This window comes from Paenibacillus sp. Y660 (genome assembly GCF_057221575.1).
Map to the genome: position 1 here is coordinate 118,885 of NZ_JBXBBJ010000003.1, position 14,288 is coordinate 133,172.

The 14,288-nt window shown below is 47.1% G+C and carries 16 protein-coding genes; all 16 read right to left on the reverse strand.

Going from position 1 to position 14,288, the window contains the following annotated elements; all coding sequences use genetic code 11:
• Window positions 1–74 precede the first annotated feature (74 nt).
• The gene (pduL, locus tag AC2TDN_RS05455) at window positions 75–647 is read right to left on the reverse strand and encodes a phosphate propanoyltransferase (protein ID WP_484687381.1); all 573 of its coding nucleotides are present in this window, start codon (window positions 645–647) and stop codon (window positions 75–77) included.
• A 93-nt stretch (window positions 648–740) separates the two neighbouring features.
• The gene (locus tag AC2TDN_RS05460; RefSeq protein WP_482065475.1) at window positions 741–1,607 is read right to left on the reverse strand and encodes a 2-oxoacid:ferredoxin oxidoreductase subunit beta; all 867 of its coding nucleotides are present in this window, start codon (window positions 1,605–1,607) and stop codon (window positions 741–743) included.
• Window positions 1,585–3,342 (reverse strand): 2-oxoacid:acceptor oxidoreductase subunit alpha, encoded by a 1,758-nt coding sequence (locus AC2TDN_RS05465; RefSeq protein ID WP_482065476.1) that lies wholly within the window; start codon window positions 3,340–3,342, stop codon window positions 1,585–1,587. The genes AC2TDN_RS05460 and AC2TDN_RS05465 overlap by 23 nt, the downstream gene beginning before the upstream one ends.
• Window positions 3,343–3,524: 182 nt before the next feature.
• Window positions 3,525–4,466: a dipeptidase gene (locus tag AC2TDN_RS05470; protein ID WP_482065477.1), complete on the reverse strand. Its 942-nt coding sequence runs from the start codon at window positions 4,464–4,466 to the stop codon at window positions 3,525–3,527.
• A gap of 115 nt (window positions 4,467–4,581) precedes the next feature.
• On the reverse strand, window positions 4,582–4,842 hold the full coding sequence (locus AC2TDN_RS05475; protein WP_006036664.1) for a stage V sporulation protein S: 261 nt from the start codon (window positions 4,840–4,842) through the stop codon (window positions 4,582–4,584).
• Window positions 4,843–4,979: 137 nt separating this feature from the next.
• Entirely contained in the window at window positions 4,980–5,774 is a 795-nt protein-coding gene (locus tag AC2TDN_RS05480) for a TIGR00282 family metallophosphoesterase (protein WP_482065478.1), read from the reverse strand.
• An 89-nt stretch (window positions 5,775–5,863) separates the two neighbouring features.
• Window positions 5,864–7,405: a ribonuclease Y gene (gene rny / locus AC2TDN_RS05485; RefSeq protein ID WP_482065479.1), complete on the reverse strand. Its 1,542-nt coding sequence runs from the start codon at window positions 7,403–7,405 to the stop codon at window positions 5,864–5,866.
• 321 nt (window positions 7,406–7,726) lie between these two features.
• Window positions 7,727–7,939 (reverse strand): RecX family transcriptional regulator, encoded by a 213-nt coding sequence (locus AC2TDN_RS05490; RefSeq protein WP_484687259.1) that lies wholly within the window; start codon window positions 7,937–7,939, stop codon window positions 7,727–7,729.
• A gap of 143 nt (window positions 7,940–8,082) precedes the next feature.
• Window positions 8,083–9,132 (reverse strand): recombinase RecA, encoded by a 1,050-nt coding sequence (gene recA, locus AC2TDN_RS05495; RefSeq protein WP_482065481.1) that lies wholly within the window; start codon window positions 9,130–9,132, stop codon window positions 8,083–8,085.
• 259 nt (window positions 9,133–9,391) lie between these two features.
• Complete coding sequence (locus tag AC2TDN_RS05500) at window positions 9,392–10,642, reverse strand: competence/damage-inducible protein A (RefSeq protein WP_484687260.1); 1,251 nt, start codon at window positions 10,640–10,642, stop codon at window positions 9,392–9,394.
• 98 nt (window positions 10,643–10,740) lie between these two features.
• A complete protein-coding gene (gene pgsA, locus AC2TDN_RS05505; RefSeq protein ID WP_482065483.1) occupies window positions 10,741–11,316 on the reverse strand; it encodes a CDP-diacylglycerol--glycerol-3-phosphate 3-phosphatidyltransferase in 576 nt (191 codons plus the stop codon).
• Window positions 11,313–11,456, reverse strand: coding sequence for a hypothetical protein (locus tag AC2TDN_RS05510; protein WP_482065484.1), 144 nt, complete (start codon window positions 11,454–11,456; stop codon window positions 11,313–11,315). Before AC2TDN_RS05510 ends, pgsA begins: the two co-directional genes overlap by 4 nt.
• Before the next feature lie 157 nt (window positions 11,457–11,613).
• Entirely contained in the window at window positions 11,614–12,108 is a 495-nt protein-coding gene (locus AC2TDN_RS05515; protein WP_053375785.1) for a YajQ family cyclic di-GMP-binding protein, read from the reverse strand.
• Between the two features lie 30 nt (window positions 12,109–12,138).
• Complete coding sequence (locus AC2TDN_RS05520) at window positions 12,139–13,056, reverse strand: helix-turn-helix domain-containing protein (protein ID WP_482065485.1); 918 nt, start codon at window positions 13,054–13,056, stop codon at window positions 12,139–12,141.
• 18 nt (window positions 13,057–13,074) lie between these two features.
• Entirely contained in the window at window positions 13,075–13,842 is a 768-nt protein-coding gene (locus AC2TDN_RS05525) for a DUF3388 domain-containing protein (protein WP_138751528.1), read from the reverse strand.
• A gap of 189 nt (window positions 13,843–14,031) precedes the next feature.
• Window positions 14,032–14,283 (reverse strand): DUF3243 domain-containing protein, encoded by a 252-nt coding sequence (locus tag AC2TDN_RS05530; protein ID WP_169083022.1) that lies wholly within the window; start codon window positions 14,281–14,283, stop codon window positions 14,032–14,034.
• Window positions 14,284–14,288: the final 5 nt, after the last annotated feature.

Consider the following 14,288-nt stretch of genomic DNA (forward strand, 5'->3'; position numbering starts at 1 on the left):
TTATAAGCATATAACAAAAGAAGACAGCTTCCTGATCGTCACTGACGACTCGGAAGCTGTCTTCTATTAGTAGATTAATCTATGATTACTGCTTTATCTCCATTTTTCACGCCCGCCGCATTAGCTTCATCGGTATCGATATGCATATCAAGCGCAAATTGCTCCGATACGCGTGCGACTACATTTTCAAATACAACTCCGCGCTCACCTTCAAAACGAACCTTCAGCAGCTGCTTGTCCGCTATGCCTAACCGATCTGCATCGTCTGTATGGAAGTGAATATGACGAGCAGCGACGATTACGCCTTCTTCGATCTCAACCACTCCAGCCGGCCCTTGGAGCTTAATGCCTGCCGAACCCTTTGTATCGCCTGACTCCCTTACAGGAGGATTGACGCCAAGCGCAAATGCGTCTGTGCGGGACACCTCTAGCTGTGTCTGCTTCCGTGTCGGGCCAAGAATTCTTACTTTAGCAAACGTCCCCTTTGGACCAATAACAGCTACCGTTTCATTGGCAGCATATTGTCCAGGCTGGGACAAGGGCTTCATTTCTGTTAATTCGTATCCTTCTCCGAACAGAAGCTCGACATGCTCTTCTGATAAGTGAATGTGTCTTGCAGATACGCCTATTGGAACTTCCTTATGTATCATGTTGTCACTCTCCTGCTATGAAATAATCGACTTTCCAATCTCTCGAATGAAAAAGCATACAACCGCTAGGCCGTATGCTAATCATACCATTTATTTAAATTCGGCAACAAGCTTGTCGAATTCCTCGGAGGAAATCTTGATATTCTGCTTTGCAAGGCCCTCTTGCTTGAAGCCTGTTACGAGATCCTCGTAGGATTTGCGTGTTTTGTTCTGATAAATAAGACCGGTAAGCATCCCGTTTGTTTCCATGATCTTGTTCATCGCAAGCACGCGGTTGGAAGGATCGTAGTCCGGGAATTGCTCAAGGTTAACGATATTTTCTTTAAACCAGTCGTACGTATTGATTTTGTTGAAGGTTACGCATGGGCTAAATACGTTGATTAGCGAGAAGCCCTCATGGTTAATTCCCTCTTCAATCAGCTTCGTTAATTGCTTCAAATCGCTGGAGAACGATTGGGCAACAAACGTAGCGCCTGCGGACAGCGCGATTTCGAGCGGCGAAAGCGTCGACTCGATCGAGCCTTCCGGCGTCGATTTTGTTTTGAAGCCCTCGGCGCTGCGCGGCGAGGTCTGACCTTTCGTTAAACCATAAATTTGGTTGTCCATAACGATATAAGTGACGTTCAGGTTGCGCCGAATGGCGTGAACCGTGTGGCCCATGCCAATGGCAAAGCCGTCTCCGTCACCGCCGGAGGCAATTACCGTAAGCTCGCGGTTAGCCAGCTTAACGCCTTGTGCGATTGGAAGCACGCGGCCATGAATACCATGGAAGCCGTAAGCATTGATGTATCCGGAGATACGACCCGAGCATCCGATACCGGAAATAACAGCCAAATTCTCAGGCTCTAGACCAACGTTAGCTGCTGCGCGCTGAATAGCTGCTTGAATGGAGAAGTCTCCACAGCCAGGACACCAGTTAGGCTTTACATTATTTCTAAACTCTTTGAACGTTGCCATCTAAACTCAACTCCTTACATGCTTTGTGAACGTCGGAGGGCAGGAACGGATTGCCGTCATATTTAAGCAAGTTTTCGATTTTTTCTGCGAAACCTGCATTCATTTTGATTTGGGAAGCAAGCTGTCCGGTAGCATTGTTCTCGATGACGATCACTTTTTTTGCATTTTGCAAGTAAGGAAGCAGAGGCTTCGTCGGGAACGGATGAATCTGGCGTATCGTAATATGGTTAGTCGATATGCCTTCCTTAGCAAGCAAGCTTCTAGCTTCATCAATCGTGCCGCCAGTAGAGCCCATTCCAATAATGAGAAGCTCCGGCGTTTCATGAGGAGCGTCTACGCGTATCGCGTCCCGAATGAGCATATTGTCAAGCTTGCCGAGGCGTTTATCCATCATATTCTGGCGGTTCAAGGCATTCTCCGACGGGCGGCCCGTCTCATCATGCTCAACGCCCGTTACGTGATGCAGGCCGCCCTTCTCGCCTGGCAGAACGCGTGGAGATACGCCGTCCTCCGTAAGCTCATATCGTTTAAATAAATCATGGCCTTCAAGCGCTGGTACATTTTCGACCAGCTTGCCGCGTTTGATTTCAATTTTGCTATAATCCAGCTGATCGCAGGATTGTTTGCCCAGCGACAGCTGCAGATCCGTCATTAAAATAACAGGAACCTGATATTGCTCTGCAAGGTTAAAGGATTCGATTGTATCGTAGAAGCAATCCTCGATCGAGGCTGGTGCGATGACGATTTTTGGAATCTCGCCGTGCGTGCCGTATACCATTGCGTTCAAGTCCGATTGCTCTTGCTTGGTCGGCAGTCCCGTAGACGGGCCTCCGCGCTGCGTATTCACGATTACGAGCGGCGTTTCCGTCATGCCGGCAAGGCCGATTGCCTCCATCATAAGCGCTAGACCAGGTCCAGCAGATGCAGTCATCGTACGCACGCCTGCATAGTTTGCGCCAATTGACATCGTTACCGCTGCGATTTCATCCTCGGTTTGTACAACCGTACCTCCGAATTTAGGCAGCTTTTTGATCAAATACTCCATGATTTCGGATGCTGGCGTAATCGGGTAAGCAGCCATCAAGCGGCAGCCTGCCGCGATAGAGCCAAGACCGATCGCTTCATTGCCGATCATGAACAGCTTCTGCTGGCCGTCAGCCGCATCCAGCTTAAACGCATCGAGCGGTCCGCCCGCTTGCTCAAGCACAAACTCGGCGCCGCGTTTAACCGCTTCAATGTTTTTCTCGACGATAGCTGCGCCTTTGCGTCCGAACTCCTCTTCAACCGCTTTATTGAATACTTCAAGCGGCAGTCCAAGCAGTGCCCATGATGCGCCGGAGGCAACCATGTTCTTCATCAATGATGTGCCAAGCTCCTCAGCCATAGCCGTAATCGGAACGGCAAACAGTCTTGCATCTATGCCCTCTGGTACGCTTGGATTAAACTTTGCATCCGCAACGATAACGCCGCCTGGACGCAGCTCCTTCGCATTCAGATCGATGCTTTCCTGGTCGAACGCGACTAGAATGTCCAAGTCATCAGAAATAGCACGAATCGGCTTCGTGCTTATACGAATTTTATTATTGGTGTGTCCACCTTTGATTCTGGAAGAAAAGTGCCTGTATCCATATAAATAATAGCCCAAGCGGTTAAGAGCCGTAGAAAAGATCCGGTCCGTACTTTCGACCCCTTCCCCCTGTTGTCCCCCGATCTTCCAAGACAATTGACTGATCAAAATGCCCAACTCCTCTTTTTCTAGAACGTGCAAATCATAATATTATTAAGCAATTATATAGTATAAGTCATAACAGTCACAACAATTTTAAAGCTCATACGCATAAAAATCAAGATGTAAACGCTTAACAAAAGCATAGTTTGTTTCGATTGAATCCATACCGCAAGCAGATCGAATGTCATTTAGCGAGCGGGAAGCATTTTTCTCAAAAAACGCAAAGCATTTCCCGACATAAATTGCTCGGTTTGGCTTGCTGAATATCGCTTGAGCAGCGCTTCTTGAAGTGCAATCAGCTCGCCGGGATGCGTCAATCCCTTCATATACTTATCGATGCCGTCAAAATCTGAGCCAAGCATAATGTGGGACTCGCCGCCGAGCTCGCAAATATGCTCAATATGACGAAGCAAATCATCGATGGCTACGACTTCCGCATCCGATACGAACCAAGGCACAAATGTGACGCCAATGAGTCCATCCTTTGCAATCAATTTCTCAATCTGAGCATCGGTCAAATTTCGAGGATGATCGCAGATCGCTCTAGCATTAGAATGGGAGGCGAGCACGGGTCTTTGCGATAGCTCGGCCACCTCCCAAAAAGCCCGTTCGGACAAATGGGATACATCTAACAGTATATCCAATTTATCGCATTCTTCTACAAACAATCTTCCTTTTGCGGTCAAGCCTCCGCCGCGCGGCTCCATTGCTCCGTCTGCAGCCCAGTTTGCATGATTCCAGGTCAGTCCCGCAGCACGTATGCCTAATTGATGCATGATTCGGAGCAGCGACATCTGGCCTTGAAGCCCATCGACTCCTTCAAGCGACAATAGCGCTCCTATTTTCCCATTCTGTATACAAGAGTCCAGCTCCTCAGCCGTTCTCACCCACATCATATCCTTGCAAGTCAGCACCAATTGGTGAAAGCGGTCTACGCTTTCCAAAATCGGCTCTAACCGTCCATTTATCGATTGAGGAATATAGATCGCGAATGTTTGCAAAATCGTTCCAGCCGCCTTCAGACGCTCGTATGTAACATCCAAACTTCCAGGCTTGCTTCCTTGAAACGTCAATTTCTCGTCAATCAGCAGCTTGCAAAGGACATCGCAATGAAAATCGACCACTCTCATAGTCGCACCTACCTATTCGTTAGAATTGCAGCAAAAAAACCTGTCTACGACGTAAACAGGCGAAAACGTTTCATTTTCATCCAATTGGCTTAATTGTTAACGCCGCCTGGACTTGCTACCGAGGTTCAACAATCAATTTGATTGCTGTTCGGTCCTCCCCGTCGATAACGATGTCAGTAAAAGCTGGAATGCAAATTAGATCCACCCCGCTGGGAGCGACAAATCCGCGAGCAATAGCAACGGCCTTGATCGCTTGATTTAACGCACCAGCTCCAATGGCTTGCAGTTCCGCACCACCACGTTCACGAAGAACGCCAGCTAGCGCACCTGCAACGGAATTTGGATTGGACTTTGCTGAAACTTTTAATACATCCATAAAAAGAACCTCCCCTTGGACTGTTGGATGGATTCCACTTTTAAATAGTATTCGAGGGAGATTAAAAAATTCCTGCTTTTATTCTTGTAATTAACAAACTGTTCTGAATTGTCGGAACTTTTCAAAGATTCAAAGCGTTACAACAGAAGCCATTCATCTTCCGTAAGGCGTATTTTTTCGATTTTCCGTGCTTGACCCGTTGCATCATCAATCTGAACGGATATGGCATGCAAATGCCAACTGCCCTCATCCACAACAAAACGAACCGGCAGCTGCGTAATAAATTTGTGCAAAACAGCAGTGCGCTCCATGCCTAGCACGCCCTCCTTAGGTCCAACCATTCCAACATCAGTTATGTAAGCCGTTCCCCCAGGCAAAATCGTATCGTCATTCGTCTGAACATGCGTATGAGTTCCCAGTACGATCGAGACTCTCCCATCAAGATGCCAGCCCATCGCGATTTTCTCCGACGTCGCTTCCGCGTGAAAATCGACGAGGATGTTATTCGTTTGCTCTCTAGCTTCTTCGATTAGTTCATCTGCTTTGCGGAAAGGACAATCAATCGGCGGCAAAAACGTACGTCCCTGCAAATTAATGATTGCCAGCTGCTTTCCTCCGGCTTTAATGAAGGCCATGCCTTGTCCAGGGGCCCCTTCCGCATAGTTCGCCGGGCGAACAAGGCGGGGCTCATCGTCTATCCATTCAAAAATATCTTTATTATCCCACGTATGGTTGCCCATCGTTATGCCATGGATGCCCCACTCGAAAAATTCCTTCGCAATTGTTGCCGTTATCCCGCGGCCAGCGGCCGCATTCTCGCCATTTGCAATAATAATATGAGGATTGTATTTGCTCTTTAGCGCCGGCAGCACGCGTTTCAATGCGCTTCTCCCTACGTTGCCTACGATATCGCCAATAAATAATACATTCATGTGGGTACACTTCCTTTTTTATGCGCCTGCAAACAGAAAAGTGGCTAACTAGCAGCCACTTTTCCGTAAAGCTAATATTTTTTTATTGATTACTTCGCATATTCAACCGCGCGTGTTTCTCGAATGACCGTAACTTTAATATGTCCCGGATAATCGAGCTCGCTCTCGATTTTTTTCGTAATATCACGTGCGAGGCGGAATGCTTCCGTATCGTCGATTTTCTCTGGCTGCACCATGACGCGCACTTCGCGGCCAGCTTGAATCGCATACGATTTCTCTACGCCATCAAACGATTCTGAAATATCTTCAAGCTTCTCCAGTCGTTTAATGTACGTTTCAAGCGTTTCACGGCGAGCTCCCGGACGTGCAGCCGATAAGGCATCAGCCGCTCCTACGAGCATCGCGATAACGGAAGTAGCTTCCGTATCACCGTGATGGGAGGCAATACTGTTAATAACGACAGGATGCTCCTTGTATTTCTTAGCAAGCTCAACGCCGATCTCAACGTGTGAGCCTTCCACTTCGTGGTCTAGCGCTTTACCGATATCATGCAGCAATCCTGCACGCTTTGCCAGCGTAATATCTTCGCCAAGCTCTGCTGCCATCAAGCCAGTCAAGTAAGCAACCTCCATGGAGTGCTTCAATACGTTTTGACCATAACTTGTCCGGTACTTCAATCGACCAAGAATCTTGATTAAATCCGGGTGCAAGCCATGAACTCCAACCTCGAAAGTAGCTTGCTCACCGTATTCACGGATACGCTCGTCCACTTCTTTACGAGATTTTTCAACCATTTCTTCAATGCGGGCAGGATGGATACGACCGTCAGCTACAAGCTTTTCCAAAGAAGTACGGGCAATTTCGCGTCTTATCGGGTCGAAACCAGACAAAATGACCGCTTCCGGTGTATCGTCGATGATAAGATCGATACCAGTCAATGTTTCCAAAGCACGGATATTTCGGCCTTCACGCCCAATAATGCGGCCTTTCATCTCTTCATTAGGCAATGTAACAACGGATACCGTCGTTTCAGCCACATGATCTGCCGCACAGCGTTGAATCGCAAGTGATATAATATTACGGGCTTTCTTATCTGCCTCTTCTTTCGCTTGCTGCTCGATCTCTTTGATCATCTGTGCTGTCTCATGTCGTACTTCCTGTTCAACATTGGATAAAATGATCGATTTCGCATCTTCCGTTGTGAGACTCGATATACGTTCCAATTCACTAAGCTGCTGCTTGTAAATGGAATCGATCTCCTCTTGCGTTTCTTCGATCCGTTTTTCTTTGTTGGCTACAGTTTCTTCTTTGCGTTCTAGCGCTTCTAACTTTTTATCCAGCGACTCCTCTTTTTGGAGCAAACGTCTTTCCTGACGTTGAGCCTCGTTGCGACGTTCACGAATGTCTCTCTCGGCTTCGGAACGAAGTTTGTGGACTTCGTCTTTTGCCTCTAGCACGGTTTCTTTCTTCTGAGCTTCCGCTTCCTTCTTCGCATTTTCTACGATTTGGATCGCAGCTTGCTCAGCGCTTGAAATTTTGGCCTCGGCAATCGACTTTCGAATAAAATAACCAATCCCAAAGAATATTGCGCCAACAAAGAGACAGATCAAGATCCAAATGATCTCATGCATCTTGTTCACCTCCTTGTTGCATACACCAAGGCACTGCTTGGGATGATATTAGGTTTTCAACCGGCTTCAAACCGTTTCAACATTTACTAATTTGACGAAAATAATCGTTTTGAATCAACTTTTGGAAGGAAAATTGATTCAATAATGAAGGAATACAAACTCATTTTATCTTTTCGTAAAATCAATTGTCAAGCAAAAGCCCATCATCTTCCTCGAATGCTTCAACTTCCCCATTTAGATCAATCCACTTTATGGCTACCTTCACGATTTCTGAAGGGAAGCCTCTACGCATTAAATAGCCCATTAGCATGCGTTTTCGGTCTAATGGCTTGCCTTTTTACGAATCGCCAATCCTTCTCCGCAGCTTTTTTTGGCCGATGCTAATTTTACATCGCGGTCTAACGATCCCGTTGCATCTGCTGCAGCTTCTTTCGACACGCCTCGCTTCAGCTCCTGCTGAATGAATCGAAGCCCTCTCAAGCTGTTTTTGAGCTGGCTTGTCGCAAATTGTCGTGCATATTGTTCATCATCCACAATATGCTCCCTTTCTAAACGGTCTAGGGCATATTGAATATGATCAGCTTCAAAAAAGCTTGCGATTTAAAATCCTCTCTAAACACAGCTTCGCCGTCCCTATCGGGACGGCGAAGCATCAGCATGTATGATTTCAGGTCGATTTATTCTAGATCTTCGAATTCTTCGTCGTCTTCTTCAGCTTTGAAATTAGCCTGAGTTGCTGCAGCCGACAGGTTGCTTGCATCGCGAATCTGCTTCTCGATCACTTCAGCGATATCCTTATGATCCTTCAAGTACTGCTTCGCATTCTCGCGGCCTTGGCCAAGACGCTCGCCATTGTAAGAGAACCATGCGCCGCTCTTCTGTACGATATCCATCTCTACGCCAAGATCAACAAGCGTGCCTTCTCTGGAAATGCCTTCGCCGTACATGATGTCGATCTCAGCTTGTTTGAACGGAGGAGCTACTTTGTTCTTAACAACCTTGATACGAGTACGGTTACCGACCATGTCGTTACCTTGTTTCAACGTTTCAATACGACGGACATCAAGACGTACGCTGGAGTAGAATTTCAAGGCGCGACCGCCTGGCGTTGTCTCAGGGTTACCGAACATAACGCCGACCTTCTCACGCAATTGGTTGATGAAAATCGCAATCGTCTTCGATTTGCTGATTGCTCCGGAAAGCTTCCGCAAAGCCTGAGACATCAGACGCGCTTGAAGACCAACGTGGGAATCCCCCATATCGCCTTCAATTTCCGCTTTCGGCACGAGTGCAGCTACGGAGTCAATAACGACGATATCAACGGCGCCGCTGCGTACGAGCGCTTCCGCGATTTCCAATGCTTGCTCACCCGTATCAGGCTGTGAAAGCAACAGCTCGTCAATGTTAACGCCAAGCTTGCTTGCATAGAGCGGATCAAGAGCATGCTCTGCATCGATAAAGGCAGCTTGTCCGCCAATACGTTGAACCTCTGCAATCGCATGAAGTGCAACTGTCGTTTTACCGGAAGATTCCGGTCCGTATATTTCAATAACACGTCCACGCGGCAAGCCGCCTATTCCTAATGCAATATCAAGAGCAAGCGAACCGCTAGGAACGGTCTCTACCTGCATGTGTGTGGATTCTCCTAATTTCATGATGGAGCCTTTACCAAATTGTTTCTCAATTTGACGCAAAGCCATTTCTAGTGCAGCGCGACGATCCGACAAGAAACTCACATCCTTCTTTATTTATAATGTTATGATACCTTTTTTCCATCAGGTTGACAAGCATTTTTTCGAACATACATTCGCATTTTTGCTTGACGCCTAATTTGGGCATAAAAAAACCGCAGCAAAGTATTCTTCGCCACGGTTCTTCCGATAACTATTCTTCATTATAACTGTCTTATCGACAATTGACAAACTTTATTTATCCATCAAAAGGGACAGCATGGCGATGGGTTGACGAGGTGGCCCGCTTCCGTTTTTAACGCGTCTGCAGCGCCAACCACAGTCGATATAACGCTGCCTTTACAGCCCGCAGCCTGATCATGCCTCTTCCGCCGCTAAGGTTTAAAGTATGAACGATCGTCGGCCTGCCGCGTTCCGCTAAGCCTACATAGACAAGTCCTACCGGCTTGCCCTCGGATTCTGCAGGTCCCGCAACACCTGTCAGCGACACGCCAAAATCAGCGTCCGACAGCTCTCTGACTCTCTCCGCCATCAATGCCGCAGTCGAATCGCTAATCGCACCTGGCGCACCTTCTCCCTCAAGCTGTGTCATCGGAATGCTGAGCAGGTGATGCTTCATTATATTGGTGTAGGTAACAACCCCTCCTACATACTCCCCACTGCTCCCAGGAACGTTTGTAATAAGTTCCGCGAACAAACCCCCGCTGCAGCTTTCCGCGCTCGCCAGCTTGCGCCTTGAGGCTCTAAGAAGGTGTACAACCTCTTCTTCGATCGGGATGTCCTTCTGTGCGTACAAATACTCGCCTACACGTTCCTTAATCTTCTCGACGGTTTCATCTATTTTTTGATCCGCTTCGATTGACGTGCTCGCTTTGGTTGATACTCGGATAGCTACCTCGCCTTCCTTTGCGTAAGGGGCTATGGTTGGATCAACCTGACCATCAATCAAATCAAGCAGCTTCGCTTCGAGATTGGATTCACCGATCCCAGCGAATTTCAGCAGGCGCGAATAAAGCGGATCTGCTAACCCAAGCACGGAACGCAGCCACACCTCGCCAGCGCCATCCATCATCGGCTTCATTTCCCGCGGCGGGCCTGGCAGAAGCAAATAAAGCGTGCCGTCAACGGATAAGCCATTGCCCACAGCAAGGCCTGTCGTATTCTCAAGCGGCTCGCCGCCTTCAATCATGAGTGCCTGCCTGCGATTGCTCTCTACCATATGAATGCCTCGGGAGCTGAACAACTGCTCGATTTGGGCCATCGAAGGCTCGTGAATGAGCAGCTTGCGGTTTAAATATTCGGCTAGCACGTCCTTCGTAAGATCATCCTGCGTCGGGCCAAGCCCCCCTGTAAAGACAAGCAGGTCGGCTCTGCTTCTTCCGATTTCGATGGCTTGCCTCAGCCGCAGGGCGTTGTCGCCGACTACCGTCTGAAAGTAAACATCAACACCTAGCCCTGCAAGCTTTTGAGACAAAAACTGTGCATTCGTATTTACGATTTGGCCTAGCAGCAGCTCCGTGCCGACCGCAATGATTTCTGCTTTCATGGTTAGCGTTCTCCTCTTCGTTCAAATGTTCTAGGTTTGAATTTATGCATGCATATAAGCAAAAGCATCTCCCCGCCTTGCGGAAAGATGCTTTGACATTATTCTACCGGAATCAAATGCTTGTTTTTTAAAAAATAATCGATTCCCGAGTATACCGTAATAGCGGCAGCCACCCAGCTTGCGATGACATCAAACGGAAAATCTATGAAATTAAATGGGAAGTTGTTGATCAAGAGCGCGATAATCATCGTAATTTGAATCGCCGTCTTCCATTTGCCCCATGTGCTGGCAGCCATAACGGAGCCTTCTAGAAGCGCGATCTGACGGAGACCAGTTACCGCAAATTCCCGACTGATGATCACGATCGCAATCAATGCGTTCAGCTTGTCCATCTCAACGAGTGAAATCAGTACCGCTGCTACGAGCAGCTTATCTGCCAATGGATCAAGCAGCTTGCCTAGGTTCGTAACAATTTTGTTCTTGCGCGCAATGTAGCCGTCTAATCCGTCTGTGCTTGCCGCCACAATAAAAATGAGTGCCGCTATGATTTGATTGTATGTAATGGAGAAGTCTGAGATGCTGAACGACCCCAAATCCACTTTAATAAGCAGAAAAAACATAATAACCGGCACCAAAAATATTCTGGCTAGTGTAATGCGATTCGCCAGATTCACGCAATTCCCTCCTTAGATCGATCTAACTCATAGGTGTGCATTACGCGAACCCCTTGTTCGTGAATGAAATCGGCTTTCATTTCCAGCTGCATACCATATAATAAGCAGCCTTGAGCCTTAGCAATTGTTCTCTCTCTCATCTATGTATTCCCCCAGATCCTTCCGTAAAGCTACCTAACCAAGTATAATACATGCCAATTCACGTGTCAAAAGCGGCTAAAGCCTCAATTGTTAACGACTTCAGCATGAAAACGAAAAGCCCCGTTTCTCAAAATGCGATGAAACGAAGCTTTTGTTTTAAGAGCGATAATTAGTGAATTGAAGCTCTACTGGCAGATCAGCTTCTCTAAGCAGCTTCATCACGGCTTGCAAGTCATCGAGGCTTTTGCCTGATACTCTAATCTGATCGCCTTGAATCAAGCTTTTCACCTTCAGCTTCGAATCGCGAATCAAAATATTGATTTTTTTCGAGACATCCTGCTCAATGCCTTGTCTTAGCTTTATGCGTTGACGGACGGTATTGCCCGATGCGCCTTCGATTTTGCCATAATCCAAGTTTTTGATCGGAACGCCGCGTTTTACCATTTTGGACAATAGGATATCAAGCACGTTTTTTAGCTTATAGTCATCCTCGGAAGCGACAACAAGCTCTTCCTTCTCGAGAGCGATGGAGCTCTTGCTGCCTTTAAAATCAAAGCGCGTTTCAATCTCACGCTCTGCTTGCTTTATCGCATTCGCTAATTCTTGCATATCCACCTTGGATACAATATCAAAAGCATTTTCTGAAGCCATTTCATACCTCTCCTTTGGTACAGGAATCAATTATTCCGTTTTAGCCTGGTCCGTTGGTACCGCTTCATCTGTTGGTGTTGCATTGTCGGTAGCGCCAACTGGATTAAGCAGCAGTTTTTTTAATGTTGCCCTGTCGCCATCAGGCACAGGAACGCCGTCCACGGTTATTTCGGTCAGATCCGCTCTGCCTACATTGATGTAAATTGGACCTGCGAGTTCATAAGTTTCGATTGTGCCGTCCTCTGCATTTGTAGAGTAAAGCTTCTCTCCAGTTCTGCTGCCTGAGCGAACCTCAAGCCAGCTTCTGCCGCCAACCACTTTAACTTCAACCTTATGGGCTGTACCCGCTGGACCAATATCATATTGATCAGCCTTGCCCACCTTGCTGCCGAACGTAACCGTTGTAGGCGCAACAGTCGGAGTCGGAGAGACGGGTGGTGTACTTGGCACGTTCTCGTTCCCAGTTGAATTATTATTATCCGTATCCTCAGCAGGCGGCTGGGACACCTCGGTAATGTCTGTACTGTTATCTGCCTGTTTCGGATCGCTAGAATCTTTATTGATTGCATAGACCCAAATGACGACAACGATCAAAATAAGAAAGGACCACATCATGACGCTAAAACCGATTTTGCCAAGTCTCTCTGACGATTGAGATTTGACTCTGCGCGGTGCCCTAACGACGATCGGCTCGGAAATTTGCTCTACCGGTGCAGCAGGCACCTCATGCTGATACAAGCGAAGCACTTCATCTGGATCGAGTCCAACTGCTTCTGAGTAATTTTTCACAAATGCCCGTACATAAAAAGGGCCTGGCAAAACCGTATGATCTCCACTCTCTATCGCTTCCAAGTACCGTTTTCTGATTTTTGTCGTTTCTTGAATATCATCAAGCGTTAAGCCGCGCTGGTCTCTCGCCTTGCGAAGTAGTTCACCTAAATCAGACATGAGACGGCCTCCTTCCGATTAGAAATCGTCTGTATAGTTAGCTGTGAAAGATTCATAAGATATTTCCTCATCTGGCGTATTGCGCAATTCTACAATAATGTCAAAATGGCTGTAATCAAAATTGGATTCTTTAATGAATATATCTGGATGTTCGATTACTTTCGTTGAAGGCATAGCCATAATCTCCTGCAGCAATCCGTAATGCTTCTCATTCGAGCGAATCGTGCTTACGATTCCATCAATTATAAAAATATTGTTAGGCTGCATCTCGTCCTCAGACAGCTGGCTTCTGACCGTTTGCCGAAGCAAAGTAGAGGAAACAAAGGTCCAGCGCTTATTCGAGCATACGCTGCCTGCAATGATGGACTCCGTCTTGCCTACCCGTGGCATACCTCTTAAACCTATAACCTGATTTCCATCACGTTTAAACACTTCGCCCAAAAAGTCCACTAAAATACCGAGCTCATCGCGCGTAAAACGGAACGTTTTGCGGTCATCGGAATCACGTTCGATATAGCGTCCATGACGGACTGCTAAAATATCAACAATTGTAGGCGTTCTCAGCTTGTTTACAGTAATATTATCAACCTTTTGAAGCATTTTGCCAAGAAGCTCGATTTTCTCGTCATCATCGGTCTGAAGCAGCATGCCCCTTGTTCGATCCTCAACGCCGTTGATCGTCATAATATTAACCTCAAGCATACCTAGCAATGAAGCGATATCTCCAAGCAAGCCTGGGCGGTTCTTATGTATTTTGTATTCCATGTACCACTGCTTCGACTCCAAAGCTTTCACCGTCCTAAACCTAATCGTATAGAAGTATGTAAATGATTGAACTGCCCGTCATAAAACATAATTCTACAATTTTCGTCACAATCCTGCAACCCAAAAAGAAACATTGCAGAAAAGCCTCCTAAAGGGAGGCTCTTCTGCTGCTGCTTCTGTTGACGAAATGCCGCCATCGCAAAAAATGGGCTACGATTTTTGGACGAGCTTGACCATCAAGCAGGCTAGCGTCTTGCGCTCAGACTCATCGCCTGCATCCCATAGCTCTTTCAATACGCGTTCTTCCTCATTTTTCGGATCAACCTTTTCTTCAAGAAAAGTGCCAATCTCATAAGCTAAGGACACGATCGTTTCTTCCGTCATCCCAATTTTTTTCGCTTGCGATACACGGTCTGCCAAAAAATGCTTCCATGTTGCAAAGTTAGAAAGGACTGTCGACATGTTTC